Raw genomic sequence first — 25,713 nt, forward strand, 5'->3', positions numbered from 1 at the left:
TGTCATTCTTACACGGCAGGTGAGCGTTATCCTCAAGGCTTATGCCGTATCAACCAGCGGACTGGACCTCGCGCAACGGTCGCACCTACCGGACGATGACGCAATACGACGCCCGGCATCTTTCCGTGCTCGTCGTACTCATCCTCTGCTGCGGCATCCTTGTGGTTGCCGCCCGGAACCTGCCGCGCAGTACTGTGAAGGCCGCGCGCAAGGTCGCCGGTGCCGTGCTGGGAATAACGGTGGCGGCCTATTACCTCTGGGTGCTCGCACCCAGAAATCTCGTGTGGGATGAGACGGCACCTTTCCACATCACCGACTTCCTGCGCGTGATCACCCCGGTGGCACTGTTGACGGATCACCCCACGGTCACCGCCCTGTCCTTCTATTGGGGCTTTCTGCTCAACCCGATGGCGCTGCTCTTTCCCGACATGGCCTACGTGCAGGACCGTCCCGGCCTGCAGGAGCTTGCGTACTGGTTCTTCCACTGCGCCGCCCTGGTCGTCCCCACGGTGCTTACCTTCGGCCTTGGCTACCGTCCCAGCTGGCGCGACTGGCGCATCACCACAGCGATCACCATCGCCTGGGCGGGGCTTGCGACCCAGGCCAACAAGCTCACCGGGGGCAATTACGGCTTCCTCGCCGGCCACCCGCGCGGATGGTCGATCCTCGAGCTCTTTGGCAAGTGGCCGTACTACCTCTTCATTGTTGTTCCCGGTGTCCCCGCGGTCTGGGCTGCGATGACGTGGGCGGGGAGGCGGTGGTAGCGCGGCGGCTGGGCTAGCGGTTGCTCACCTTGCCGGTCAGACTGGCCGCCTGTGCCACGAACATAGGGCGGGCGGCTGCCCATGCCAGCGCTATGAGTACGAGCGATCCGAGGAAGAGCAGTACGCCAGTCCAGCTCTGCGCGTATTCGCTCGGGTCGACGGAGCCTTGCCCGGCAAACATGCCGGCGAAGTTACGCCGCGCACCCGTGAGCAGGACGAGAGTGACGTGGACGACAATAAACACGGCGAAATAGAGCATTATCGGGAAGTGTAGCTTTCGCGCCAAGTTGGCTGAGAACACCTGGCCCGCACCCTTCCACTTGTCGGACCAGAAACTGCTCATCCGGAACCCCGAGGCGATAGCCAACGGTGCCGCTATGAATACTGTGGTGAAGTATGCGAGCTCCTGCAGGGAGTTATAGTGCACCCACCCGTTCTCGGGCGGCCAGTTCAGCGTGAGGTACTGCAATGCTGAGGAAAGCGCGTTGGGGAATGTCTCCCAGCTTGTGGGGACGATTCGCTGCCAGTGCCCCGTGGCAAAGAGCAGCACGTAGAAGACCAGGCCGTTGATCACCCACAGCACGTCGAGGCACTGGTGGAGCCATAGCGTGACGCTAATCTTCTTCTTCGGTGCCCATGGCGGTGCCCAGTACGCCTCAGGCTTACGCTCGTGTCGGACCTGCAGACCGGTGCGAATGATCAGCACCATGAAGAACATGTTGAAGAAGTGAGCCCAGTTCAGCCAGCGCGGCATCCCCACGGGCGCGCCGTTGGGGAGCGGCTGCGCCCCCGGGTACTTCGCCACGAGATCTTGGCCCCAGGCGGTCGTTTCTACAAGGTAGCGCGCGCTCATCACAGCCATGCCGGCGAGGATGAAGAGCACCAGTACCCCGCTCAGAATCCGCCATGACCAACCGGCTGCGGTGTAGCGGCCGTAGACCTTCGGCTCGGTTGTGGTCGCACCCTGCGGCTTTGCCTGTGGTTTTGGTTCCGCCTTTGGTTTTGGCTGCGGCTTCGGCTGGGGTGCTGCAGGTGCGGGCTCCTGTGTGGGCGCACCCTGTGGTTTGGGCGCTGGCGTCTCCGTTGGTGTCTCGACGACCGGGGCAGCTTCAGCGGCTTTGGGAGCTTCGGCGACCCGTTGCACGGGTACTTCGACGGTCGCGGTGGTTGGCCAAGGCGGGCCACCGGCGACGCGCGGCATCCCGCGACGAAGCGTGACCTGCTCTAGCTCGGTGTCGGACTCGGCCTTCGATGCTGCGGGAGCCGACGCGGCAGCTACTGGAGCAGTGCTTACCGGTGCTGTAGTTGCCGGTTCCGGCGCGGATTCCACGCTTACTGTGGTTTGCGGCGGCCACAGTTCACCCCCGCGAACTCGGGGGAGGCCGCGCCGAAGCGTTACCTCCTCGAGAGCGGGTGAGTGCTCGGCCTGACTGCTCACGGGTTCACTCGGCTCGGCAGCCACCGGAGCTGCTGCTGGCGGCGGAGGAGCGGCGGTGTCGTCTGGCCCGACTGCGTCTCCGGGTGGCCAGGGCTCGCCGCCTTTGACCCTCGGCATGCCCCGTCGGAGTGCAATGCTCATGGTTTAGCCTTTCCGGTCGTTGAGGGCGGCAATCAGCTGCGGCACCACCTCGAAGATGTCGCCGACCACGCCGAAGTCTGCAATCTCGAAGATCGGAGCCTCGGGGTCGCTGTTGATCGCCACGATGGTGTCGGCGGTCTGCATACCAGCGAGGTGCTGGATTGCGCCCGAGATGCCGAGCGCCACGTAGAGCTGCGGCGAGACCACCACACCGGTTTGTCCCACCTGGTGCTCCGGGGGCACGTAGCCGGTATCAACTGCCACGCGGCTGGCTCCAACCGCCGCGCCGAGTGCATCGGCGAGCCCGCCGACGACTTCTTCAAACTTCTCCGGGGATCCTAGTGCGCGCCCGCCGGAGACAACTTTCTCTGCGGTGCGCAGGGCAGGACGGGTGGAGGTTTGCTCGGCTTGGGCGGTGTTGGTAATTGTGGCCGCGCGGGAGCTTGGCTTGTCAACAGCAAGCTCAAGCTTCTCGACGCTCGCCTGCACCGCCTCCGCACGCGCATCCACACTGCCTTCGCGCAGCGTGATGACCGGCGCTCCATACGTTGCCGCCGCGACAGAGAGGTAGCTGCCACCGAAGACGGAGTGGTCGGTGATGATGCCTTCTTCGTCCTGGCGGATCGACGTGGCGTCGATAAGCAGTGCCTTGCGAAGGCGGACCGCAACTCGGGCGGCGACATCGCGCCCCGCAACGGAATTGGAAAACACAATCGCGGCCGGCTGGGTGTGTGCGATGGCGGCCTTGGTGGCGTCGGCAAGCGGAACCGTGAGTGCGTCCGTTGGGATGTCTGCTAGCAGGACGCGCTGCGCTCCGGCCTCGCCGAGTGCCTTGGCAACCGCGTCTTCTTCACCCATCGTAGTGGTGGCGAGCACGACCGGGGTGCCGATTGTGCTTGCAGCGCCGATGAGTTCAGCTGCGGACGTAGGGATGGCCTGGTGGGTGGCTTCGTCGAGGACGACGAGTACAGGTGCCTGGGTCATGGTGAGCTCCGGTCTAGATCAACTTGTTCTGGGCAAGGAATTCGGCAAGCTGCTCGGCCCCTGTGCCATCGTCTTGGATCACGGTGCCGGCCTCGCGTGGTGGGCGCTTCGTGGCATCGACCATGATGGCGCGGGCGGGTCGGAAGTCTTCGGCGTCGATGTCGAGGTCTGCGAGGCTTAGCACATCGAGCGGCTTCTTCTTTGCCGCCATCAGTCCCTTGAAGTTTGGGAAGCGCGGGTCTGGGAACGCCTCGGTGACGGAAACGACGGCGGGCAGCTCAGCGGTCAGCGTGAGGTCGACCCCGTCGCTAGCCCGGTGTGCGGTGAGCGTCTGCCCGTCGATCTCCACGGAGGTGAGGTTGGTCAGGTTCGGCCATCCAAGGTGATCAGCGACCATCGTTGGGATTACACCGCCGTTGCCGTCACTGGAGATATTTCCCGCCACGACCAGGTCGTATTCCCCGCGACGCACCAGGGCGGCGAGCGCTTCTGCGGTCAGTGTGAGGTCGGCACCGATAAGGCCGTCGTCAGTGACCACGTGAGCGGCGGTGGCCCCCATCGCGAGACCCTTGCGGATGCTCGCTTGGCTTGCCTCGGGGCCGACAGAAAGTACTTCGACTTCAGCCCCATGCGCATCTGCGAGTGCCAAAGCGGCCTCAACTGCGCGTTCCCCAATCTCATCAGGGACGTTATCGCTACCGCGATCTGTGAGACCAGTCTCCAGATCGAGGTCGCGGTCTCCGTAAGTATCCGGGACTTCCTTGAACAGTACAGCGATGCGCATAGGGACTTCCTCTAGTCGGGGTTAAATGAATGGGATTAAGCAGTGACGAAGCCTGCAAGACGGTCGGAGATGGTCTCCACCGCCTCGTCGACGATACGGGTGAGCAGTTCCTGGCAGGTGGGGATGTCGTGGATAATGCCCTGCACCATGCCACAGGTCCAGATGCCAGCGTTGAGGTCGCCGGTCTCGTAAACCTCCCGGCCTCGAACGCCGCGGACAAGCTCGCGAATGTCCTCGAACTGGGCACCTTGGTTGAGCTTTTCCACCACCTCAATGGACACGTCGTTGCGGGCAACGCGCGAGGTGTTCTTCAACGGGCGGAAGATCAGCTCCGTCTCGCGCTCATCCCTGGCAACGATGGCTTCCTTGACGTTGCGATGGACTGGTGCCTCCTCGGTGCACAAGAAGCGCGTGCCCATGTTGATACCTTCGGCACCTAGCGCCATCGCTGCCGCAAGCCCGCGGCCGTCGGCGATACCGCCAGAAGCGACGAAGGGCACGTCAAGTTTCTCTGCCGCGGCGGGCAGCAGCACGAGCCCTGGAATATCGTCTTCGCCGGGGTGCCCGGCGCACTCAAAACCATCGACAGAAAGTGCGTCGACCCCGGCCTGTTGGGCACTCACTGCGTGGCGGACGGAGGTGCACTTGTGGATGACCTTGATGCCCGCGTCGTGGAAGTAAGGGATGTGTTCGGCCGGGTTGGAGCCTGCCGTCTCCACGACGGGTACGCCCTTATCAATGATGACCTGCCGGTATTCCGCGTATGGCGGCGGCGCAATCGACGGCAGGATGGTGAGGTTCACACCGAAGGGCTTGCCTGTCATCTCGCGGCAGCGGTCAATTTCCGCGGCGAGGTCAGCCGGTGTGGGCTGTGTCAGCGCAGTGAGGATGCCCAGGCCGCCGGCATTGGATACGGCGGAGGCGAGCTCGGCGCGGCCAACCCACTGCATGCCTCCTTGGATGATGGGGTGCTCGATGCCGAGCAGCTCGGTGATGCGGGTACGGATCTTCGGCATAACTACTTCAGCCCCATTCGAATCGCTCCATCGAGGCGGATGGTTTCACCGTTGAGCATCGGGTTTTCCACAATTGCCTGCACCAGCTGCGCGTACTCTGCGGGCTGGCCCAGACGGGAGGGGTGGGGAACCTGCTTGCCCAGCGAGTCTCGCACTTCCTGCGGTAGCGACGCAAGCATCGGCGTTTCGAAGGTGCCGGGCGCGATTGTGCAGACGCGGATGAGTGCGCGGGACAGGTCTCGGGCGATGGGCAGGGTCATGCCAGCAACGCCGGCCTTGGACGCGGTGTAGGCGGCTTGGCCCATCTGGCCGTCGAACGCGGCCACGGAGGCGGTGTTAACAATCACGCCACGCTCCTCCCCGTCCGGGGCGTTGTCCAGCATTGCCTGTGCGGCCAGGCGGATGACGTTGAAGGTGCCGACGAGGTTGACGTTGATCACCTTCTGGAAGGCGTCGAGTGGGAACGGGCCCTTCGAGCCGGCGGTTTTGATGGCGTTGCCGATTCCGGCGCAGTTGACCACGATTGCCAGCGTCTTGTTCGCGTTCGCGGTTTCCACTGCCTGCTGTACGGCTTGCTCGTCTGTGACGTCAGCGCCAACGAAGGTGACCGCGTCGCCGAGTGCGGCGAGCTGGGGCTGGTCAGCGTTCGGTAGATCCACCGCCACGACGTGCGCTCCGGCCGCGGTGAGAGCGCGGGTTGTTGCAAGGCCAAGCCCAGAGGCACCGCCGGTGACAAGGGCCGTCTTTCCATTGATGTGCATAAAATCTCTCCCTCGGTAGTAGTGTGATCCGCGTTACTTAGCGATCGTTAAATAATGATAGCGCTGTGGTAAACGGGGCGCAACGGTTTTGGCGAAATGAATTTCTTTGATAGGTCGTTCTGCGCGCCAGATGTGAAGGTTTTCGTGGACGGGTGCTTCGCGGTAGAATCCGGTTGTGTCTAGGAGCGTTACCCCCACACCTGCCTCGAACTGGCGGGACTTTCCCCCATTGGAACTCGATAGCATTCTGGCCGTAGCCCTGAAGCATTTTGCAAAGCGCGGGTACCACGCCACGACCGTCCGCGCGATTGCCCGCGACGTGGGCGTCACTATTCCTGCGCTCTACTACCACTACGACAGTAAGCAGCACATGCTCGTCGCGCTCCTGGATTTCTCCATGGATATTGCGGAGCAGAAAGCCCAGGCCAGTATTGAAGCCGCAGGTGATGATCCTCGCGCCCAGTTGGTAAACCTCACAGAGGCGTTGAGCCTTTACATGGCCAACTACCGCGAGCTTGCCTTCTTGGATAGTGAGATTCGCTCGCTCGAGGGTGAGAATCTTCAGGTCTACGCGGAGCGTCGAGATCGTTTGGAGCTCATGCTGCGTTCGATCATTCGGCGTGGTCAAGATCAGGGAAGCTTCGCGACGTACGCTTCGCCGAGCGATATCTCACGGGCCCTGTTAAGCGCGATTCAAGGCATAGCGGTGTGGTTTCGTATGGACGGGCCCGATTCTCCTGAGGTAGTGGCGCAAAAATATGCCCGCCTTGCGCTAGCCTTGGCGGAGGCGGGCGACCGGTAGAGAGAATCCCTACAGGAGTTCTCGCAGTTTAGTCTTGAGGACCTTCCCGGCAGTGTTTCGCGGGAGTGCGTCGATGGAGTAGACCTCGGTGGGAATCTTGAATTTTGCGAGTTCTTTGCATACAAAATCGCGAATTTCCTCCACCGTAGGCACATCGAATCCTTCATTTACTTGGACGAACACTACTGGTGTCTCTCCCCATTTTTTATGTGGTTTGCCCACAACAGCGAGCTCATGAATGGCTGGGTGGAAAGATAGTGCATTTTCCACCTCCGCAGAGTAGACGTTTTCTCCGCCCGAAATAATCATGTCTTTCTTGCGGTCGGTGACATAGTAGAACCCTTCCTCATCCACGTATACGAGGTCGCCCGAGTGGAACCAGCCGCCTTCCATCGCTTCCGCAGTGCGCTTGGGATCGTTCCAATATCCCAGCATCATGCCGGAGCCGCGGTAGACAATCTCGCCGACTTCGCCGCGAGGAACATCATTCATGTCTTCGTCCACGACACGGGCAGTTACTTGCGGGACTGGTTTGCCGATGGAGCCGACTTTCTTCCTCGCGTACCGGGCTTCGAGTGTGCATGTCACGGGTGCCATCTCGGTCTGGCCAAAGAAAGCGACCGCACTCGCTTTTGGAAAGACCTCGTTCATGTCGGTCAGAAGCTTAATTGTGGCGGGAGCTGCACCCCAGCCTAGGATGCGCAGTGCATCAAGTTCGTAGGTCTTCTTTTTCGCCTGGTCGACGACCAACTGCCACTGCGTGGGAACCATAAAAGAAAGTGTGATGCGGCGTTGCTCGAGCGCTGTGAGTATCTCGTCTGCGTCAAACGAGGTAGATGGTTGAATCACCACACGGCCTCCGTTGAGAATAAGGATTGACATGGTTCCCAGTGCGGCAATGTGGAACATTGGGGTACAGACGAGCAAAGCATCCTGTTCCCGGACTCCTTCAAAGGCCGCAAGAACCGTCACGCCATTTGAAAGGAGATTCTGGTGAGTGAGTACTGCGCCTTTAGGGCGTCCTGTGGTGCCAGAAGTGTATAGAATGAATGCCGGAGTGCGAGAGGGAATTTCCGGGTGGAGGAAATCCGGTGAATCTTCATCCATGAGCGCGTTGTAGCAATACACGCCCTCAGGCGCGTGATCGGCGAGGGTGATGTGGCGTAACTCGTGTGGAACAACCTTGCAGGCTTCGCTGACCGTCTCCATCGTATTCGCGTCGCTCAGCACAAAGCTCGGCCGAGCGTCAGTAGCGGTGTAGACCAGCTCGCCGACCGTGCAACGGAAGTTGACCGGAACAGCGAGTGCGCCGCACAGCTGAGCTGCGAGTATGTACTCGAGCATTTTGTGGCTGTTGCCGCTTACTACCATTGCACGGTCCCCAAAGCTGAGGCCACGTGCAGCGAGTGCGTTCGCCAGTGAACATATGCGGTCATAAAACTCCAGCCACGTGAGAGTGACATCTCCTTCTTCGATTGCCACGGCGTCGGGGACCATCGTTGCGTGGCGGCGGATCGCGCTGATCCAACTGATGTCGCGGGCGGTGTAGAGGTCGTTGAGGTCTGCCTGGGTGGTGGGTGGGATAGTCATAGGGGCATCCTTCGAGTGAGGTTTACTTGGTGCCGAGGACTTCTCGGGCAATCAGCATCTTCATGATTTCGGTGGTACCGCCGTAAATCGTGGTGACACGCGTATCGCAGAAGGCGCGGGCGATCGGGTACTCCAGCATGTAGCCGTAGCCGCCGAACAGCTGGAGGCAGCGGTCGACGATGTCCTTGTGGGTTTCGGTTGCCCACCACTTGGCCTTCGCAGCATCGACCGGGGTGAGCTCTCCGTGGTTGTGCTTTGCCACGCAGTCATCCACGTACGACTGTGTGACCTCCAGGCGGGTGACCATGTCGGCGATCTGGAACTGGGTGTTCTGGAACTCCGCGATAGCCTGTCCGAACGCACGGCGCTCGTTGATGTAGTCCACGGTCCAGTTCAGCGCGGCGCGCGCTCCTGCAGCGGCGGTCACGGCAATGGAGAGGCGCTCGAGGGGCAGGTGGCTCATTAGCTCGTGCAGGCCGGTGTGCACCTCGCTCAGTCGGTTCTCATCCGGGATGCGCACGTTTTCAAATGCGAGCTCCGCCGTGTCCTGGGCGTGCATACCAACCTTTTCTAGTCGGCGGCCGCGAGAGAAGCCCTCGCGGTCATCCTCCACCACAAACAGGGTGTAGCCGCCGCCCTTGGGGTGCGCGTCATCAGGGGTGCGGGCGGCAACCACGATGAGGTGGGCGTGCATGCCGTTCGTAATGAACGTCTTGGAGCCGTTGATTACCCAGTCATCGCCGTCACGCACGGCGGTGGTGCGGATGCCGCGGAGGTCAGAGCCCGCGCCGGGCTCGGTCATCGCGATTGCGGCCAGCCACTCTCCGCTTGCCAGCTTTGGCAACCAGCGCTGCTTCTGCTCGTCGGTGCCGAGGTGCTCGAAGTAGGGGACGACGATGTCGGTGTGGGTGCCTACTGCGGAGGCAAGAGAGGTAGCGCCAACGCGGGCGAACTCCTCGATGGCGATCTGGCGGAAGCGGTAGTCGTCGATACCCGCGCCGCCGTAGGCTTCATCGACGGAGACGCTCATCAGACCCTGCTCGCCCGCAGCGTGGATTGCCTCCCGGGGAATGTCGTTGTCACTTTCCCACTTGGTGATGTTGTCCACGACGTGACGATCCAGGTAGGCGCGAACCATGTCGCGGAAAGCGTAGTGGTCCTCTTCGTAGGTGTCGCGCTTTGCGTAGAAGTTGTATGCCATTTGGGATCTCCTTAGGGTGGTGTGGGTCTCTAGCGACCCGTGGATATGTTGTAGATCACGTTAACTTAACGCTCGCTAAACTGCAACGGGTTTCTTACAATCCTTGCGGTACTCGCGGGCCCTGATCGTGCACGTGGTCATGGCTTGAGTAATCCGCTTTAACTGGAATGTCCAGCTGCTCGAGCTTCGCTAGGGTGGCCTTGTGTCGTGCCATCCACGGCGGCATCCCCTCCTGAGCGCGGGCTTCGCGCTTTACTTGTGCATCCGGTTCCGCGTCCGCCGCAATTGCTGCTTGGGCCTGCTGCAGACCCTTTTGCTTGGCTTCTGCGGCGTACTCATCAATCCGTGGTACGTCCCAGCGTGTTCCCTCGAGGGTCTCGGTGATCGCCTCGCGGCCGACGATGAGCGACAGTGCACCCATGGCGCGGTAGGGCAGATCCTCGTCGGCGCGCTCGAGGGCCCCCAAAAGGGTCTCGGCCATCTGCGTGCGGAACTGGTTGCCGTCACCTGCAGCAGCAAAGAGGTAGTCAGTTTGGCGGCGTATAGCGTCACCGGTTTTGGGAATGATCTCTTCTTCCACGCCCATGATGTAGAGGACGTAGGCCCAATACATTGCAAGGTCATCCCACTCTTGCGCGGTGTGCACCCGCCCAAACACCTCTTCCACGGCGAGCGGGACGAGCGCAAACCAGCCCGCCCCAGCGGAGACGGAGGTAGATGGGATGGGTGGGCCAAAGCGGTTGAAGTGCCCCTCGCCCCACATGCGGGATAGACCGCGGTTGGCCTGAGCGTGCACCAGTCGGACGTTCACTGCGGACTGGAAACCCACGCTGAAACGGTTGAACACGTCGTGGAGTCCGACGCTCGCGAGCATCTTTGTCGTCTCAAGGCTGCGCTTGAGGGGCTGCGCATCAAACATGTGCGTTTCCGCGGTGGATGCGGCGGTGCGATCCTCCATGATGGTGCCGTAGAAAGAAAAGGCGATGAGGATTTCCTCGGCCACCGGGATCACGTTATAGAAGGCGACGCGTCCGCGTTCCGCGGCTTCTGCGTCGAACCAGTCGGGGATTCGGTCAAGTTGCTCGAAGAGGGCAACAAGTTGCGGCGCTGGATCTTCCACCGTCTCGATGCCTTCGCGCAGGGCCTGCCGGAATTTAGCGCGCGCAATACGACGGTTGCCCGCGAAGGTATCCACAACTCCCTGCATGAGTTCGTCGTCCTGCCAGAGATGGTCGTCCAGCAGGCGGAAGTAGTCGTCGGCAAAAGCTGGGTCGTCCCAGGTATCGGCGACTGCGTGGTGCCGGTCAAAAAGTGTGTGGCGGAGATGCCCCCACGCTGGCGCTTCCGTGAGTACCGGTGGTGCTGGACGCAGTGCCATCCCTTCGCGCCAGTAGTAGCTGAAGTCGCGTGAAGGGTTATCGCTCATTGGCTTGATCTGCATGATTCCTCGATTCAGTCGAAGTTGGGTGCACGCTTCTCTGTAAAGGCGCGCACTCCCTCCGCGTGTTCTGGGGTTGCGAGTAACTCGGTTTGCGTTGTGGCCTCTTGGACAAGTGTGTCCTTGAGGCCGGCGAGGGTGGCGTGGTTGACCGCTGCCTTAGTCGCCGCGAGTGCGCTGCGGGGAGAGCTGCGAAAACCTGCAGCGACCTGTTGCGCTGCCTCATATGCCTCACCCGCAGTCGATAGCTGTGCCACGAGGCCCACTTCTGCGGCGCGCGGCGCGGGAAGGCGATCTTGGCACAGCGCAAGCGCCATCGTGGCCTGCCTGCCCAGTGCCGCGGCGAGCGTGTTGATCGCGCCTCCGTCGGGAATCAGCCCGATGCGGCCGAAGGGGAGGAGGAAGAACGCGGACTCGGACGCGATAATGAGGTCCGCGGCGAAGGCGAGCGAGGCGCCGATGCCAGCGGCTGCGCCCTCGACTGCCGCAATGACGGGGACTTCGGCGCGGACCACGGACAGGATCATGTGCTCAACGGCCGGCATCATTGGGTAGACGTACGGGTCGGGTTTGTGGTGCGCAACGTCGTCAAGAATGTCATCGGTGATCTCAAAAGCGAGATCGGCACCGGCGCTGAAGGCTTTTGTATCGCCGGTGATGATGATCGCGCGGACCTCTGAGTTTTGCGCCGCCTCGGTCACAGCGTCACCGATCGCGTAGGCGGTGAGAATGTCGATGGCGTTGCGCTTCTGCGGGTTGGCGAGACGAAGCGTTGCGACCCGGTTTTTGATAGTCACTTCTAGGGTAGGGATGGGATGACCGGTCATATTGGCGCTCCTTTCTGCTATTCGGTCGAAGTAGGCAGGGGTGAGAAACGGGGCGCGGTCGTCGGATGGATCTGGCCATCGACGTCCGCGTAGGAACGGCGTGCCTTCAGATGGGGCTCATCGAGGACTTCGTGGGGTGCGATGACGGGGGCCACGCAGGCGTCGACAAGCGAAAAGGCGTCGACCCACTCGTCCCGGGAACGGGTGGCGAAGATTTCCGCGAAGCGCTGCTGCACGCCGGGCCAGGCTTGCTCGTCGTTTTGCTCTACGCCCGCTAGCTCCTCGGTCAGGCCCAGGGTGTCGAGTAGAGCCGCGTAGAATTTTGGCTCGATCGCACCGACAGAGATGTATTTCTCATCTGCGGTTTTGTAGATGCGGTAGAAGGGCGCGCCTCCATCAAGCAGGTTGGTGCCACGTGCGTCGGACCACGCGCCTCGCTCGCGCATGGAGTGGAGCATGGCGGTCAGGTGAGCGGCACCGTCGACGATCGCGGCGTCGATAACCGTGCCCTGGCCTGTGTGCTGTGCCTGCAAGAGGGCAGCAAGGACTCCAGAGACAAGGTAGAGGGAGCCACCGGCGAAGTCGCCAAGCAAATTGAGCGGAGGCACCGGCATGCCGTCGTCCGCGGCAATTGGCTCCAGCGCGCCGGAGAGCGCAATGTAGTTGATGTCGTGCCCAGCGGCAGCGGCCAGCGGGCCGGTCTGGCCCCACCCGGTCATCCGTCCGTAGATGATGGCCGGGTTTGCCTCCCTCGCTTCGGCAGGACCCAGGCCGAGACGTTCGGCCACCCCCGGGCGGAAGCCCTCCAGCACCACATCGACGTCGCGCAACATGTCGGTGATTTTCTGCAAATCCTGCGGATCCTTAAAGTCAGCCTCGAGACGCTCCTGGTCGCGCCACAGAATGTGGTGGGAAAACTCCCAGGTCTCGGGTCCAGGTCGGGAAACGCGGATGACTCGGGCACCGAAGTCCGCCAGCAGCATCCCGGCGAAAGGGATCGGGCCGATGCCGCCCAGGCACAACACGGTCACACCTTCTAGGGGGCGGTGGGGAAGCGGCATTAGGAACCACTCCACTTTGGCTCGCGTTTCTCCGCGAAGGCGGTAGCCCCCTCTTTGGCGTCGTTGGTGGCTGCGATGCGCTCCCAGAGCTCGTCGTTGACCTGCCATGGGTCCGAGTTGGACCAGTCTGCGTGCCAGTCCGACCCGGCGGAGGTGGCCTTGTGGACGCCTTCCTTAGAATACTGCACCGACAGCGGCGCGTTTTTGCTGATGACCTCAGCGAGTTCCCGTGCGGCATCCAGCACAGCATCCGCGGGCACGACGCGGTTAATCAGGCCCCACTCGGCGGCCGTTTCCGCCGTGATGAAGTCACCGGTGAGCACGAGCTCCAGCGCTCGGCGCAGGGGAATCTGGCGCGCGGTGCGCACGACCCCGCCCGCGCCGGCAAGCAGGCCCCGCTTGACCTCGGGGAGCCCGAACTTCGCGCCTTCGGCGGCGACGATCAAGTCACAGGACACGGCGATCTCAAAGCCTCCGCCCAGCGCGAAACCGTTGACCGCGGCGATGACCGGCTTGTCGCTCCAGTGCTGCGCGATGCCACCGAAGCCCCACTCCGGGTGCTCTGGGTGGTCGATTGGGTTGCCCGCGGCGATGTCCTTCAGGTCCGCCCCAGCGCAGAACGCGCGGCCCTGCCCGGTGATGATGATGACGTGCACAGAGGGGTCGTTGTTCGCCTGTTCCAGCGCGTTGCCCACGGCGGTGGACAGGGCCCGGTTGACCGCGTTCATCGCGTCCGGGCGGTTCAGGGTGATGGTAGCGACGTGGCCGTCGACTTCGTAGAGTGCTGCATCGTTGCTCATTGTGTTATGTCCTTAGAGTCGCTCGATGATGGTTGCGTTGGCCATGCCTGCGCCCTCGCACATGGTTTGGAGCCCGTAGCGGCCGCCGGTGCGCTCCAGCTCGTTGATAAGAGTGGTGAAAAGGCGGGTACCGGAGGAACCCAGCGCGTGGCCGAGCGCTATAGCGCCGCCGACGGTGTTGGTCTTTTCTATGTCTGCGCCTACTTCCCTGGCCCAGGCCAAAGGCACGGGTGCGAAGGCCTCATTGACCTCGAAGCGATCGATGTCGCCGATGCTCAACCCGGCACGCTTGAGTGCCTGCTGGGTGGCAGGAATCGGGCCTGTGAGCATGAGCAGCGGGTCAGAGCCGACGACGGAAAAGGAGACGAAGCGAGCGCGCGGAGTAAGCCCCAGTGCCGCAGCGACGGACTCTTCCATGATCAGCGCCGCCGAGGCACCGTCGGTCAGCGGGGAGGAGTTGCCTGGCGTGATCTTCCAGTCGATGTCGGGGAAGCGATCCCGCATTGCGTCCGTGGCGAAAGAAGGCTTGAGGCCAGCGAGCCCTTCGGCCGAGGTGGTGGGGCGAATCGTTTCGTCGACAGTGTGGATGTGGGTGTTTCCTTCAGCGTCTACGACCTCGACGGGGACGATTTCTTTGTCGAAGTACCCGGCCTCGGTGGCTTCTGAAGCGAGGCGGTGGGACCGGGCGGAGTACTCGTCGATCTCCTCGCGACTGATGCCCCACTTTTGGCAGATCAGCTCGGCGGAAACACCCTGGTTGACCAGTCCTTCTGGGTACCGCTTGGGTAGACGTGCGCCGTATACGTCCTGGCCTATGTGCGATGTGCCCAATGGGATGCGGCTCATCGACTCCACGCCCGCTGCGACGACGATGTCGTACGCACCTGCCATGATGCCCTGCGCAGCAAAGTGCACCGCCTGCTGACTGGAACCGCACTGGCGGTCGATGGTGGTGGCGGGGATTGCCTCGGGCCACCCTGCCGCAAGCACGCCCTGGCGACCAATGTTCAAAGCCTGTTCGCCGACCTGGCTTACGCAACCGGTGATCACGTCATCGACCTTGTTCGGGTCGAGCCCATTGCGCTGCTCAATTGCGGTGAGCACCGTGGCGAGCAGGTCGACTGGGTGGGTGCCGGACAGGGCGCCGCCGGGCTTTCCTTTGCCGACGGCGGTGCGCACGACATCTACGACAACAGCATTTCTCATGAGTGGATCCTTCCAGGAATGAACGGGATGGGGTGGTGTATCAAAGATTAAGTGAACGATCGCTAAGTTGCAAGAAAAATGCGAGATTCACATCACATAGCCAGGATATTTGTGATGTGCGGCTCGATGGTGGTTTAGTTTCGCACCGCGATAGCCCGCGCCACCTCTCGCGCAAAAGGGCTCACACCGCCGAGCGTCGCCGCACCCGGGCCGTTGATGTCGTTGTAGCCCATGAACCACAGGCCAGGAGTATCGCGTCGAAGTCCGCGCACAGGGCCGAGGGCTGGGCGAAACCCGGTTGCCCAAATCAGCACGTCCACGCCGAGCGCCTCGATCTTGTCCAGGGTGGCGGGGAGGCGCAGGTTGCGTATGAGCCCCGCGTCGCGTGCGCGGCGTACCTCGGGCACTGCCACGATGTCACCGCCGAAGTCGGCACCGCCCGGATCCGGTTCGCCCTTTGATATGGCGAGAAAGCGTTCGCGGTTGCGGCGAAACAGGGCTGCGCCGTCGACGTCGTCGGGCATAAACCGCGGGGGAGTGCGCGTCAGCCACTGCGCGTCGACCCCGCCAAGCAGCAGGTCGGCGGTAATCTGTGCGCCCGAGTCGCCGCCGCCAACCACCGCGACGCGTTTTCCTGCGAACTGCGCGGGGTTGCGATAATCAGCGGCGTGGATCTGCGTGCCACCAAACGTGCCTGGCAGGTGCGGCACGAACGGGGTCTTGCCGGTGGCGACGACCACATTCCGAGCAACCACGTTCTGGGGGTGCAGCCTGAATATTCCGTTGCGATGCGTCACCCGCTCCACCCGCTCGCGCACGACGGGGAAGTCGTAGCGCTGTTCGTATCTGGTGAGGTAGTCCACGACGTGGTCGCGTGGTGGGTAGCCGTCGTAGGCGGGCATGGGCCAGCCGGGCAGGTTGGAAAACTCGGCGCGCGAGAACAGCGTGAGGTGATCCCAGTACGTGGGCCAGGCACCGGCGGCGCGGTCGCCAAACATAGTGAAGTCCACCCCGTACTTACGCAGATAGTAGGCGGTGGCGAGCGCCGATTGGCCGCCGCCGATGATCGCGGCATCAAGCATGAGTCAGCTTCGCGGTGGCTTCGCGGACAAATTTGGCGATGCGGCTGGCGGGCGCCGTCGCGTCGCCGTACTCGGTTGCGGCGGCCAGTTTGGCGGCTACGGCGTGCACGGTTGCGGCCGCGATGAGTGAATAGGTCTGCGCATTGTGCGCGAGCAGCGCGCCGGCAATGCCGGAGAGCACGTCGCCGGAACCCGGGGTGGCGGCCCAGGAGTGCCCGGCGTCCAGCCCGTAGACGATGTGGCCATCGGAGATTAACGTGGCCCGGCCTTTGCGCAAGACGTCGCAGCCAAGGTACTCCGCCAGCTTCAGCGTTTCCTCTACGCGGTCATCCTCCGGAAGACCTACCGCCTCCCGCAGCCGGGCGAACTCGCCGTCGTGCGGGGTCAGCGCGGTGTAGGACTCGCGTTGGCGCAGGGAAATGCGCAGGTCGGAGTGGGTGGCCAGCAGGGTGATGGCGTCGGCGTCGAGAAGCAAAGGCTCCGGCGCGGCGAGCAATACACGCAGTTCCGCCGCGGCTGCATCATCCGTGTCTGCGCCGGGGCCGAACACCCAGGCCTGGACGCGTCCACACGCAGCAAGCGTGCCGGCTGCGACGACCTCCGGGTGCGCGCGCACCACCTCGGATGCCTGCGGGCCCGCGTAGCGCACCATCGCCGGGGTGGCATACACCGCGCCCGCGGTGCACAGGAGGGCCGCGCCAGGGTAAGTGGCGCTGCCAGCGCGGATACCAACCACACCGCCGGAGTACTTGTCGTCGGTCGCACCGGGTTCAACAGAAGGGACGGGCGCGGGGTGAAGCCCCCGCGTCCCCTCCGGGATCGGAAAATCCGGGGTGACGGCGCGGTTGGCGGTCAAAAGCGTGGGGCCGTCGGCGGACCATTCCGGCAGCGTATCGCTCAGCGTCTCGTACAGATGGCGGCCGCCGATGCCGATGTCCGCGAGCAGTTGCACCCCGCACGCAGCAGAGAGCACGTGGGCGCGTCGAAAACCGCCAAATGTCACGGTGGCCTCCGCGGTGACGTGCAGGTTGCCGCCCTCGCCGGTGTCGGCGTCGACGCCGGAGGGCACATCCACCGAAAGCACGCGCAGCCGGTTCAGTGCGGCCACGACCTCCGCGTACTCCTCGCGCAGGCCGGCGGTGCCACCGATGCCGGTCATGCCGTCGATGGCCAGGTCATACTCGTCAGAAACGCCGTCGACCACGGCTCCTCCCGCGTTGCGCAGCGCACCCAGCGCGCGCTCCTGGGCGCGGCCTGCCACCAGCAGGGCGTCGACCCGGTATCCGGACATGGCGAGCTCCGCGGCGGCGTAGAGCGCGTCACCCCCGTTGCCGCCGGGCCCGGCCACCGCGAGCACCCGCGCGCCGGGCGCAACCATGGCGCGCGCTACCTGGGCCACGGCGTGCGCGGCCTGTTGCATCAGCTCGTCGGGCGCAGTTTGCACATCAAGCAGGGGTTGTTCGGCGGCGCGGACTTGGTCGGCGGTAAACGTGCAGGCGTACATACCGGCCAGGCTAGTCGCGCTGGCAGGTGGGGCACCAGAAAAGGTTGCGTCCCTCCACCTTCCGCAGCGCGATCTCGTCGCCGCACACGTAGCAGGGCTGGCCGGCCCGTCGGTAGACGTAGACTTCGCCGCCGTGGTCGTCCTTGCGGGGCGCCCGCCCCATCGCCTCCGGCGAGTGCTCATCGCGCACCGTGTCGATGCGCCCGTGCTCGAACCCGTAGCGCATGAGTTCCACCAGGTCCTCCCAGAGCGCGTCGAACTCGGCCCGGTCGAGCGCGCGGCCGGGTGTAAACGGGGAGATGCGTTGTCTAAACAGCGGCTCGGCGCGGTAGATGTTGCCCACCCCGGCGAAGTAGGACTGGTCCATCATCAGCGAGCCGATCGTGCGCTTCGAGCGGTGCACGCGCGCCCACAGGGCGTCGGGGTCCGAATCACTGTCGAGAGGGTCCTCGCCGCTGCGTTCCAGGATGGCGGCGACCTCTGCGCCGCTGAGGTAGGCGCAGGTCTGCGGCCCGCGCAGGTTCGCGGCGACTGTGCCTTCGCCGCCGTCGGGCACCAGCCGCAGCCGGATTTGGCCCCAGATGTCCTCGGCCGGCTCGAAGCGCAGTGAGCCGATCAGCCCCAGGTGGATGTGCACAACAACATGCGCAAACTCGAGGAAGAGGTGCTTGCCTTGGGCTTGGGCACGAATCAGCGGGTGGGCGTCGATAAGCGAGGCATCGAAGCGGCCCTGCGGGGAGGAGGCGGCGAGCGGCGCGCCGCGAAACTCATCGTTGAGGCGCGCGGCGAGGCGGTGAATGACGTGGCCCTCAGGCATCGTGGCACTTCCGAGACTGCATGCCCAAAATTGTATTATTGCCCCTATGCCGTACACGATCGGGTTTGACCGCGAAAAATACATCCAGATGCAGTCCGAGCACATCACCGCGCGCAGGCGGGAGATCGGCGGCAAGTTGTACTTAGAAATGGGGGGCAAGCTTTTCGACGACCACCATGCCTCCCGCGTCCTGCCCGGGTTCACCCCGGACAACAAGATCGCCATGCTCGACCGAATCAAGGACGAGGTGGAGATCGTCATCTGCTTCAACGCGGGCGACGTGGTGCGCCAGAAAGTGCGCGCCGACCTCGGCATCACCTACGAGGACGATGTGCTGCGGCTGGTCGACGTGTTCCGTGACCGCGGCTTTTTGGTGGAAAACGTGGTGGTTACGCAGCTTGAGGGGCACAACGAGAACGTTGAGGCCTTCCTGGAGCGCCTCGGCCGGCTGGGGCTGAAGGTCTCGCGCCACTACATGATTCCCGGCTACCCCAACGACACGGCGACCGTGGTCTCCGATGAGGGTTTCGGCCACAACGATTATGTGGAGACCTCCCGCGACCTCATCGTCATGACCGCGCCGGGGCCCGGCTCCGGCAAGCTGGCGACGTGCTTGAGCCAGGTCTACCACGAGCACAAGCGTGGTGTCCCTGCTGGCTACGCCAAATTTGAGACTTTCCCCATCTGGAACCTGCCGCTGTCGCATCCGGTGAACCTGGCCTACGAGGCGGCCACCGCTGACTTGGACGACATCAACGTGATCGACCAGTACCACTTGGAGGCCTACGGGGAGAAGGTCACCTCCTACAACCGCGACATCGAGGTCTTCCCGCTGCTCAAGGCGCTGCTGCGCGAGGTCACCGGGGAAACGCCGTACGAGTCACCCACGGACATGGGCGTGAATATGGCGGGCTACTGCATTTCCGACGACGCAGCGTGCCGCCACGCCGCAGAGCAGGAGATCATCCGCCGCTACTACAAGGCGTTGGTGGCGGAGCGTCGCGCGGAGAAAGCGAATACGGAGTCCGCGAGGATTGCCAACGTGATGCGCAAGGCCGAGGTGACTACGGTGGATCGTGTGGTGGTCGCGCCGGCGCTTGAGGTTGCTGAGGCGACCGGCCAGCCGGGGGCGGCGCTCGAGCTGCCGGACGGCACGATCGTCACCGGCAAGACCTCTGATTTGCTCGGGCCCTCGGCGGCGGTGTTGCTCAACGCGCTGAAGCAGCTCGCGGGTATCGACGACGCCGTGCACCTGCTGTCCCCGGACTCTATCGAGCCGATCCAAACCCTCAAGACGAAGCACCTGGGGTCGGTCAACCCCCGCCTGCACACCGACGAGGTGCTTATTGCGTTGTCGGTGTCTGCTTCGACGAACGAGGATGCGGCGAAAGCACTCGACCAGCTACGAAGCCTTCGCGGGTGCGATGCCCACACCTCGACGATCCTCGGTTCCGTGGACGAGGGGATCTTCCGCAACCTGGGAGTGCTGGTGACCTCCGAGCCGAAGTATTGGAAGAAGGGGCTCTACCACAAGCGCTAGAATTTGCACGCTTTGCGCTTCTCCTATTGCGCTCGTTGCGGATTGTTCGTATGATGGCGCACATGGCAACGGAAGAGAAGCTCTCACCGGTAGAGCAAGCACTGGCAGATTTAAACAACAACCTCTCGCAGGCCCGCACCCGCGCGGCCGATACCGTCACGCTGCCGAAGGAAACGGCAGTGTGGCTCCGCGACATTATCGAGGACCTGGCAGAAGGCCGCCTGGTCAAGGCGCCCGGCCCGGAGGAGGAGATGACCACCCAGCAGGTGGCCAACTTACTCGGCGTGTCTCGCCCCTTTGTGGTCAAGCTTATCGACGAGGGCCAGCTCACCGGGCACAAGGTCGGCACCCACCGTCGCGTCTACACGCGCGACGCGGTGGCGTACAAGGATCAGATGGTAAATATCCGTGGCCAGCATTAACAAAATCCTCCTGTACTACAAGTTCCAGCCCATCGCCGACCCAGATGCCGTGCGGCTGTGGCAGCGCGACCTGTGCGAAGGGCTTGGCCTGCACGGGAGGATCATCGTGTCCAAGGACGGCATCAACGGCACGGTCGGCGGGCCGATTGATGCGTGCAAGACGTACGCGAAGAAGACGCGCGAATACTTCCGCGGGATCGAGTTCAAGTGGTCCGAGGGCGGACGGGACGACTTTCCCAAGCTCTCCGTCAAGGCGCGCGAGGAGATCGTGTCTTTCGGCGCGCCCGGCGAGCTGAAGGTGGACGAGCACGGCGTGGTCGGCGGCGGGAAGCACCTCAAGCCCGAAGAGGTCAACGAGCTGGTGCACAACAACCCGGACGTCGTCTTTTTCGATGGTCGCAATGCCCGCGAGGCCGAGATCGGCAGGTTTAAGAACGCGGTGGTGCCGGACGTCGAGACGACCCACGACTTCATCCGGGAGCTCGACAGCGGTAAGTACGACTGGATGAAAGAGAAGCCAGTCATCTCGTATTGCACCGGCGGTATCCGCTGCGAGGTGCTTTCCAGCCTGATGATCAACCGCGGGTTTGAAAACGTCTACCAAATCGACGGCGGGATCGTGCGCTACGGCGAAAAGTATGGCAACTCCGGGCTGTGGGAGGGCTCCCTCTACGTCTTTGACAAGCGCATGCACACCGAGTTTGGTGATGGGGAAGAGGATCCAAACTACGTGCAGCTGGGCCATTGCGTGCACTGTGGTGAGGCGACGAACCGCTTCTACAACTGCGCCAACGAGCCGGAGTGCCGAGTGCAGTACCTCAGCTGCCCTGAGTGCCGTGAGCGCAACCCATATTGTAAGGACTGTGCACAAGCCTAGGTGGCGAGGGCACCGATGGTGATGATGAGCACGACCATGGTGAAGGGCACCAGCGGCAGCCAGAACACGCCCATCCACGGCACCCACCGTTCGTAGCGGTTGAGCTTGCGCACCATGATCACGGCGCAAGCCAACAGCGCGACCACCGGCGGGATGGAGGTGACGATCGCCCAGTTGTCTTCGCTTACCCCCGGGATCCACTTGAGCACGAAGCCCGTGACGAGCGTGATCGCCACCGCGCAGGCGGCAAAGACGATAGCCTGCACCGTGGAGCGCTTGTTGCGCTGGGCGACGTCGAAAGGATCCGGCTCGTCGGCAAGCGCGTCAAAATCCTGCGGCTCGGGGCGAACCCGGCTGAAGCGGTCCGCCGGAGAGGAGAGATCGTTTTCTGGGTGTTCGCGCATACTTCCCATCTGTACCACGCTTTCGGCGTTTAGCTTTCTGCCTCCGAGCGCGGGTAAATCAGCACCGGAACCGGGGCAAAACGAATGAATTCGCCCTCGCGGCTGCCGACGAAGACGCGCTTAATCGGGCCGGAGGGCTGCGAGCCCAGGCAGAGGATGTCGCCCTTCTTCCACTTCACACTATCGACCGCGCGCTTCCAGCTCTTTCCTGAGGCGAGCAATGTCTCCACGTCGAGCCCCGCGCAGCCGTCAAACTGGCTGCACACGTTTAACGCTTGGTCTCGCACCCGATCGAGCAGGCCGAGCGTGGTTTCGTTCCAGGCCGCGAGCTCGTGGGAGAAGTCGCCGTCGCGTTCATTGGGCGAAAAAGCGACGATGCGCAGCGGCACGCCGATGACGCAGGCCAGCGTGGTGGCGTACGCCAAGCCGGGGAAGCGCAAGCGGTGGCCGTCGCCGGAAACCTCGTCGGAGTCGATCAGCGCGTAGGTGACCCGGGTGATGCCCTTCTTCGACAGCTTCACGTGCTTCGGCGCGAGCCCCAGTGGCAGGGTGGAGGAGTGCATGAGCTGGTCCGCCTCGCTGGTGGGGCGGAAGCGGCTCTTCGCGGTCTTGGCGCGTGAGCCGAGGATGATCATGTCGGCGTTGAAGGTCCGCGCGACGTCGTAAAGCGGCTCGGCATTGCCGGTGCGCTCGACGAGGCGGGCAAACGGTGTGGCGCGCTGCGAGGCCGGCAGCACCTCGTCGAGGGCATCGTCGACCTCCTCGCGGAAGTGTTCCTCCGAGCGCTTTAGCCACTTCTTGTATTTCTTGCCGGAGATCGACGCGGTCAGCGGGCTTTTCGTGGTGGCCATGACTTGGACCCGCACCGGCAGGGAGCGGCCGAGCCACGCGGCGAACTCGAGTGCTTCCGTGTTGTTGGAGTTGCTCGAGTCCCAACCAACAACAACGCGGAGCTCCCCCTCGTTGCGGGGCAGCTGCGCCAGATCGCTGGAAAATGAACGTGCCGTCACGCCTCCGATTCTACGATGCGGAGTGCTCCTTATTCACGTAGGCCTCAGCCAGCAGGTTGATGATGTCGGTGACGCTGTCGAGCTTTCGCAGCGAGTCCCCGTCAAGCGTGCCGAGCATCTCGCCCAGGTAGCGGGTGCGCTCCTCGCCCACGCGCTCGAGCTCCTCGCGGCCCAGCTTCGTCGTCTCGACGCTCACGCCGCGGCGGTCGTCCTCGGAGCGAATGCGGTGCACCAGCCCGCGCTTTTCCAATTGGTTGACGGTGTTCGAGGCGGTAGGCATGCGCACGCCTTCCGCCTCGGCAATCCTGCTAATGCGGGTCGGCCCCTCCTCTGCGAGTCGGCTGAGGATCGACAGCTGCGGGCCGGTGAGGTCCGAGTGCTCGGCGGTGCGGAAGTAGGTGACATACAGAGAAGTCATTGCTGGACGAATCCGTTGCGCGATGTCGTAAGGGTCCGGTTGTGCTGTGGGGTCCTGTGCCAAGGTCATTTCCAACTCCTCAACGCTTTTTAACGACTAAATAGTACCAGCTTTAGGTTGACTATACTAGACGGGGTGTTTGCGTATCGGTACGAGATCTCCCACGAGTGGGCCCGCCGCCAAACCCTGCGAGATTTCCGCGCGGGGCACCTCGTGCTTAGCGACGTCTGCGACGCCGATTTTCTCCTCCGCACCGCCAGCGAATTCCACGGGACTCCCGCCGCGCGCCCCTGCCCCATCTGCGGTGGGGAGATGCGCGACGTGAAGTGGGTGTACGGCGATGCGCTGGGCCGCCGCGCGAATACCGCGCGCAGCGAGGAGGAGATCGACCGCCTCGTCGGCGAGGTAGGCCCGATCACGGTGCATTTCGTCGAGGTGTGTCCCGAGTGTAAGTGGAATTATTTGTGCAAGGCTTTTACCGCTTGCCCAGTGGGGTGATTGTGTGGCGGGCGGGTAGTGTGTTTGTAAGTATTGAGAGCATTGTGACTGCTGTCGTCGTCGACGTTGTAAGGGAACACGCGTGACAAACAACGAGAAAGCCCCCGAGAGCGGGAGCACCGCGGCAAAGAAGAAGCCCTCCCGTGTTGGGCAGTGGGTCTTGGCCTTCTTACTGCTACTAGTGCTCCTCGCCTCTATCCCGGCGCTGTGGTTCGCCTGGAACTACAGCCGGGCGAACCTCCCGGCCCCGAATGAGATTGAGGCGGCTCAGATCTCCAGCATCTACTTCAACGATGCCAAGACTGAGCTTGCGCGCGTGGTCCCGCCGGAAGGCAACCGCGAGCAGATCGCGTTGGACAAGGTGCCGGTTGAGGTGCAGAACGCGGTGTTGGCGGCGGAGGACCGCGACTTTTGGGAGAACTCCGGTTTCTCCTTCACCGGTTTTGGCCGCGCGGCGATCGGGCAGCTCACCGGCAACCCTTCCGCCGGCGGCGGCTCGACGATTACGCAGCAGTACGTGAAGAACGCGATCGTGGGCAACGAACACTCCTACCAGCGCAAGGCCAAGGAGCTCGTGTACTCGATCAAGATGACGAATTCCTGGTCGAAGGAGGAGGTGCTCAGCGCGTACCTCAACACTGTGTACTTCGGGCGCAACGCCTACGGCATTGAGGCGGCTGCGCACGCCTACTTTTCCAAGCCGGCCAGCGAGCTGACGGTGGAGGAAGGCGCGGTGCTCGCCGCGTCGATCCAGCGCCCGAGCCAGCTCGATCCGTGGACGAACCCGGAGGGCGCGGAGGATCGCTGGAATTACGTGATGGACGGGCTCGTGGCGATGGGCGCGATTGACCAGGGCACCCGCGCCCAGGCGAAGTTCCCGGAGACGCGCGACCCGGCGACCTACTCGGCGTACACCGAGGCCACCGGTCCGAACGGCCTGATTAAAAACCAGGTCATGACGGAGCTCGCGGCAATTGGCATCTCGGAGGACGACCTGACCAACCGCGGCCTGCAGATCACCACGACTATCGATAAGAAGGCCCAGGACGACACGGTTCGCATCTCTGAGGAGCAGCTGTCGAGTTTGCAGGACGACGCGCGCACCGGCGTGGTTGCGGTGGAGCCGGGCACGGGCGCGGTGCGCGCCTACTACGGCGGTAACGATCCTTCAGGTTGGGACTACGCCAACGCCGGTCTGCAGACGGGCTCGACGTTCAAGATCTTTACCCTTGCGGCGGCGCTGCAGCAGGGCATCCCGCTCACCGCGAACTTCGATGCTTCCCCGGTCACGCTGCCGAATGGCGCCGTGGTGACCAACTACGACGGCGGCGGCGGGGGCATGATCAACATGACCGAGGCGACGCGCGTGTCCTCGAACACCGCCTACATGCGTATCCAGAACGAGCTGGACAACACGACGCAGGACACGGCGGATATGGCGCACGCGCTCGGCGTCGCTCGTTCCATTCCGGGCATCCCGGTGACCCTGCGCGAGAACGGCGGCCAGCCATACGAGGGCATTGTGCTGGGCCAGTACCAGTCTCGCGTGCTCGACATGGCCGTCGGCGTGGCGACCCTGACGAACCGCGGCGTGTACCACCCGACCCACTTCGTCGAGCGTGTTGTGGACGCGCGCGGCGAGGTGCTCTACGAAAACGATCGCGAGTACGCGGAGCGTCGTGTGTCTGCCCAGGTGGCGGACAACGTGATCGAAGCGATGCAGACGGTGATCCCCTACTCGTACGCCAACCTCGCTGGCGGGCGTCCCGCGGCAGGAAAGACCGGTACCGCGCAGCTGGGCGACACGGGCCTGAACAAGGACGCGTGGATGGTGGGTTCCACCCCGCAGCTCGCCGTGGCCGTCTGGGTCGGTACCGCCGACAACACCTCCGCGATCTATAACGAATCCGGCGGCATCATGTGGGGCGCGCAGACGCCCACCCGGATCTGGAAGAACGTCCTGGACTCGGTCCTCGAGGGCCAAGAGGTGCAGAACTTCCACGGCGCGAGCCCGGTCTACTGGGGCGTGAGCCCCTACTCGGGTGGCGCGAGCCTGGGTGGCAATTCCTGGGCCTACTACAACCAGCAGGAATCTTCGCAACCTGCGGAGCAGCCGACGGAGGAAGCGAAGCCGGAGGAGCGTGAATCTGCGCAAGCTCCGGAGGCACCGCCGGCCCCGCAGCAGCCAGCGCCCGCCCCGGCACCAGCTCCCGCGCCCGCACCCGCGCCAGCCCCGGCACCGGCGGCGCCGGACCTGGGGCTCAACGATGCAGTGAACGATTTCTTTGACGGTATTGAAGGCGCGTTGCAGTAGAGGTGGGAAGTACA

At 63.4% G+C, this 25,713-nt stretch carries 25 protein-coding genes; 7 read left to right on the plus strand and 18 right to left on the minus strand.

The window, feature by feature from the left end; genetic code table 11:
- Nucleotides 1-41: 41 nt before the first annotated feature.
- A complete protein-coding gene (locus M3G14_RS03245; RefSeq protein WP_259924600.1) occupies nt 42-764 on the plus strand; it encodes a TIGR02206 family membrane protein in 723 nt (240 codons plus the stop codon).
- A gap of 13 nt (nt 765-777) precedes the next feature.
- Here M3G14_RS03245 and M3G14_RS11640 read toward each other — a convergent pair whose 3' ends face one another.
- From M3G14_RS11640 to M3G14_RS03275, 5 genes are read right to left on the minus strand one after another with little or no spacing between them, the layout of a single operon-like run.
- The gene (locus tag M3G14_RS11640; protein ID WP_311201344.1) at nt 778-2,343 is read right to left on the minus strand and encodes a cytochrome b/b6 domain-containing protein; all 1,566 of its coding nucleotides are present in this window, start codon (nt 2,341-2,343) and stop codon (nt 778-780) included.
- A 3-nt stretch (nt 2,344-2,346) separates the two neighbouring features.
- Nucleotides 2,347-3,327: an electron transfer flavoprotein subunit alpha/FixB family protein gene (locus tag M3G14_RS03260; RefSeq protein ID WP_259924602.1), complete on the minus strand. Its 981-nt coding sequence runs from the start codon at nt 3,325-3,327 to the stop codon at nt 2,347-2,349.
- A 13-nt stretch (nt 3,328-3,340) separates the two neighbouring features.
- The gene (locus M3G14_RS03265) at nt 3,341-4,111 is read right to left on the minus strand and encodes an electron transfer flavoprotein subunit beta/FixA family protein (protein ID WP_259924603.1); all 771 of its coding nucleotides are present in this window, start codon (nt 4,109-4,111) and stop codon (nt 3,341-3,343) included.
- Nucleotides 4,112-4,146: 35 nt separating this feature from the next.
- Nucleotides 4,147-5,127, minus strand: coding sequence for a nitronate monooxygenase family protein (locus M3G14_RS03270; protein ID WP_259924604.1), 981 nt, complete (start codon nt 5,125-5,127; stop codon nt 4,147-4,149).
- 2 nt (nt 5,128-5,129) lie between these two features.
- Entirely contained in the window at nt 5,130-5,888 is a 759-nt protein-coding gene (locus M3G14_RS03275; RefSeq protein WP_259924606.1) for a 3-hydroxyacyl-CoA dehydrogenase, read from the minus strand.
- Between the two features lie 175 nt (nt 5,889-6,063).
- Between M3G14_RS03275 and M3G14_RS03280 the strand changes: the two genes are divergently transcribed.
- A complete protein-coding gene (locus tag M3G14_RS03280) occupies nt 6,064-6,690 on the plus strand; it encodes a TetR/AcrR family transcriptional regulator (protein WP_259924611.1) in 627 nt (208 codons plus the stop codon).
- Nucleotides 6,691-6,699: 9 nt separating this feature from the next.
- Here the strand turns inward: M3G14_RS03280 and M3G14_RS03285 are convergent, their stop codons facing one another.
- The 10 genes from M3G14_RS03285 to M3G14_RS03330 form a co-directional block, all read right to left on the minus strand.
- A complete protein-coding gene (locus tag M3G14_RS03285; RefSeq protein WP_259924612.1) occupies nt 6,700-8,280 on the minus strand; it encodes a long-chain-fatty-acid--CoA ligase in 1,581 nt (526 codons plus the stop codon).
- Nucleotides 8,281-8,302: 22 nt separating this feature from the next.
- Nucleotides 8,303-9,481 (minus strand): acyl-CoA dehydrogenase family protein, encoded by a 1,179-nt coding sequence (locus tag M3G14_RS03290; protein WP_259924616.1) that lies wholly within the window; start codon nt 9,479-9,481, stop codon nt 8,303-8,305.
- Nucleotides 9,482-9,575: 94 nt separating this feature from the next.
- On the minus strand, nt 9,576-10,922 hold the full coding sequence (locus M3G14_RS03295) for an oxygenase MpaB family protein (protein ID WP_259924620.1): 1,347 nt from the start codon (nt 10,920-10,922) through the stop codon (nt 9,576-9,578).
- An 11-nt stretch (nt 10,923-10,933) separates the two neighbouring features.
- Nucleotides 10,934-11,716, minus strand: a complete 783-nt coding sequence (locus M3G14_RS03300) for an enoyl-CoA hydratase-related protein (protein WP_259924621.1) — start codon at nt 11,714-11,716, stop codon at nt 10,934-10,936.
- A gap of 47 nt (nt 11,717-11,763) precedes the next feature.
- A complete protein-coding gene (locus M3G14_RS03305) occupies nt 11,764-12,807 on the minus strand; it encodes a CaiB/BaiF CoA-transferase family protein (protein ID WP_259924622.1) in 1,044 nt (347 codons plus the stop codon).
- Nucleotides 12,807-13,607 carry a crotonase/enoyl-CoA hydratase family protein gene (locus M3G14_RS03310; RefSeq protein WP_259924623.1) on the minus strand — a complete coding sequence of 267 codons (801 nt, stop codon included), beginning with the start codon at nt 13,605-13,607 and terminating at the stop codon, nt 12,807-12,809. Before M3G14_RS03310 ends, M3G14_RS03305 begins: the two co-directional genes overlap by 1 nt.
- A 12-nt stretch (nt 13,608-13,619) precedes the next feature.
- The gene (locus M3G14_RS03315; RefSeq protein WP_259924625.1) at nt 13,620-14,813 is read right to left on the minus strand and encodes a thiolase family protein; all 1,194 of its coding nucleotides are present in this window, start codon (nt 14,811-14,813) and stop codon (nt 13,620-13,622) included.
- A 134-nt stretch (nt 14,814-14,947) separates the two neighbouring features.
- Nucleotides 14,948-15,895: an NAD(P)/FAD-dependent oxidoreductase gene (locus M3G14_RS03320; protein WP_259924626.1), complete on the minus strand. Its 948-nt coding sequence runs from the start codon at nt 15,893-15,895 to the stop codon at nt 14,948-14,950.
- Nucleotides 15,888-17,399 carry a bifunctional ADP-dependent NAD(P)H-hydrate dehydratase/NAD(P)H-hydrate epimerase gene (locus M3G14_RS03325; RefSeq protein ID WP_259924627.1) on the minus strand — a complete coding sequence of 504 codons (1,512 nt, stop codon included), beginning with the start codon at nt 17,397-17,399 and terminating at the stop codon, nt 15,888-15,890. Before M3G14_RS03325 ends, M3G14_RS03320 begins: the two co-directional genes overlap by 8 nt.
- Before the next feature lie 10 nt (nt 17,400-17,409).
- Entirely contained in the window at nt 17,410-18,216 is an 807-nt protein-coding gene (locus M3G14_RS03330) for an Fpg/Nei family DNA glycosylase (protein ID WP_259924628.1), read from the minus strand.
- 46 nt (nt 18,217-18,262) lie between these two features.
- Here M3G14_RS03330 and M3G14_RS03335 point away from each other — a divergent pair, with 46 nt between their 5' ends.
- From M3G14_RS03335 to M3G14_RS03345, 3 genes are all read left to right on the plus strand, one after another.
- Nucleotides 18,263-19,756 (plus strand): DUF1846 domain-containing protein, encoded by a 1,494-nt coding sequence (locus M3G14_RS03335; RefSeq protein ID WP_259924629.1) that lies wholly within the window; start codon nt 18,263-18,265, stop codon nt 19,754-19,756.
- A gap of 62 nt (nt 19,757-19,818) precedes the next feature.
- Nucleotides 19,819-20,178, plus strand: coding sequence for an excisionase family DNA-binding protein (locus M3G14_RS03340; protein WP_259924630.1), 360 nt, complete (start codon nt 19,819-19,821; stop codon nt 20,176-20,178).
- A complete protein-coding gene (locus M3G14_RS03345) occupies nt 20,165-21,055 on the plus strand; it encodes a rhodanese-related sulfurtransferase (protein ID WP_396122180.1) in 891 nt (296 codons plus the stop codon). The genes M3G14_RS03340 and M3G14_RS03345 overlap by 14 nt, the downstream gene beginning before the upstream one ends.
- On the opposite strand, the gene M3G14_RS03350 is transcribed toward M3G14_RS03345, so the two are convergent.
- From M3G14_RS03350 to M3G14_RS03360, 3 genes are read right to left on the minus strand one after another with little or no spacing between them, the layout of a single operon-like run.
- Complete coding sequence (locus M3G14_RS03350; protein ID WP_259924631.1) at nt 21,052-21,459, minus strand: hypothetical protein; 408 nt, start codon at nt 21,457-21,459, stop codon at nt 21,052-21,054. The two genes, M3G14_RS03345 and M3G14_RS03350, sit on opposite strands and share 4 nt — an antisense overlap.
- A 29-nt stretch (nt 21,460-21,488) precedes the next feature.
- On the minus strand, nt 21,489-22,469 hold the full coding sequence (locus M3G14_RS03355; RefSeq protein WP_259924632.1) for a universal stress protein: 981 nt from the start codon (nt 22,467-22,469) through the stop codon (nt 21,489-21,491).
- A gap of 10 nt (nt 22,470-22,479) precedes the next feature.
- Entirely contained in the window at nt 22,480-22,956 is a 477-nt protein-coding gene (locus tag M3G14_RS03360; protein ID WP_259924633.1) for a MarR family winged helix-turn-helix transcriptional regulator, read from the minus strand.
- Nucleotides 22,957-23,022: 66 nt separating this feature from the next.
- Here M3G14_RS03360 and M3G14_RS03365 point away from each other — a divergent pair, with 66 nt between their 5' ends.
- Nucleotides 23,023-23,385, plus strand: a complete 363-nt coding sequence (locus M3G14_RS03365; RefSeq protein ID WP_259924634.1) for a DUF5318 domain-containing protein — start codon at nt 23,023-23,025, stop codon at nt 23,383-23,385.
- 82 nt (nt 23,386-23,467) lie between these two features.
- Nucleotides 23,468-25,699, plus strand: a complete 2,232-nt coding sequence (locus M3G14_RS03370; RefSeq protein ID WP_259924636.1) for a transglycosylase domain-containing protein — start codon at nt 23,468-23,470, stop codon at nt 25,697-25,699.
- Nucleotides 25,700-25,713: the final 14 nt, after the last annotated feature.

This window comes from Corynebacterium sp. p3-SID1056 (assembly GCF_025152525.1).
Lineage (GTDB): Bacteria > Actinomycetota > Actinomycetes > Mycobacteriales > Mycobacteriaceae > Corynebacterium.

Coding starts and splice junctions, on each gene's coding strand:
- M3G14_RS03245 (WP_259924600.1), top strand. CDS start 42: ATGCCGTATCAACCAGCGGACTGGACCTCGCGCAACGGTCGCACCTAC.
- M3G14_RS11640 (WP_311201344.1), bottom strand. CDS start 2,343: ATGAGCATTGCACTCCGACGGGGCATGCCGAGGGTCAAAGGCGGCGAG.
- M3G14_RS03260 (WP_259924602.1), bottom strand. CDS start 3,327: ATGACCCAGGCACCTGTACTCGTCGTCCTCGACGAAGCCACCCACCAG.
- M3G14_RS03265 (WP_259924603.1), bottom strand. CDS start 4,111: ATGCGCATCGCTGTACTGTTCAAGGAAGTCCCGGATACTTACGGAGAC.
- M3G14_RS03270 (WP_259924604.1), bottom strand. CDS start 5,127: ATGCCGAAGATCCGTACCCGCATCACCGAGCTGCTCGGCATCGAGCAC.
- M3G14_RS03275 (WP_259924606.1), bottom strand. CDS start 5,888: ATGCACATCAATGGAAAGACGGCCCTTGTCACCGGCGGTGCCTCTGGG.
- M3G14_RS03285 (WP_259924612.1), bottom strand. CDS start 8,280: ATGACTATCCCACCCACCACCCAGGCAGACCTCAACGACCTCTACACC.
- M3G14_RS03290 (WP_259924616.1), bottom strand. CDS start 9,481: ATGGCATACAACTTCTACGCAAAGCGCGACACCTACGAAGAGGACCAC.
- M3G14_RS03295 (WP_259924620.1), bottom strand. CDS start 10,922: ATGCAGATCAAGCCAATGAGCGATAACCCTTCACGCGACTTCAGCTAC.
- M3G14_RS03305 (WP_259924622.1), bottom strand. CDS start 12,807: ATGCCGCTTCCCCACCGCCCCCTAGAAGGTGTGACCGTGTTGTGCCTG.
- M3G14_RS03310 (WP_259924623.1), bottom strand. CDS start 13,607: ATGAGCAACGATGCAGCACTCTACGAAGTCGACGGCCACGTCGCTACC.
- M3G14_RS03315 (WP_259924625.1), bottom strand. CDS start 14,813: ATGAGAAATGCTGTTGTCGTAGATGTCGTGCGCACCGCCGTCGGCAAA.
- M3G14_RS03320 (WP_259924626.1), bottom strand. CDS start 15,895: ATGCTTGATGCCGCGATCATCGGCGGCGGCCAATCGGCGCTCGCCACC.
- M3G14_RS03325 (WP_259924627.1), bottom strand. CDS start 17,399: ATGTACGCCTGCACGTTTACCGCCGACCAAGTCCGCGCCGCCGAACAA.
- M3G14_RS03330 (WP_259924628.1), bottom strand. CDS start 18,216: ATGCCTGAGGGCCACGTCATTCACCGCCTCGCCGCGCGCCTCAACGAT.
- M3G14_RS03335 (WP_259924629.1), top strand. CDS start 18,263: ATGCCGTACACGATCGGGTTTGACCGCGAAAAATACATCCAGATGCAG.
- M3G14_RS03340 (WP_259924630.1), top strand. CDS start 19,819: ATGGCAACGGAAGAGAAGCTCTCACCGGTAGAGCAAGCACTGGCAGAT.
- M3G14_RS03350 (WP_259924631.1), bottom strand. CDS start 21,459: ATGCGCGAACACCCAGAAAACGATCTCTCCTCTCCGGCGGACCGCTTC.
- M3G14_RS03360 (WP_259924633.1), bottom strand. CDS start 22,956: ATGACCTTGGCACAGGACCCCACAGCACAACCGGACCCTTACGACATC.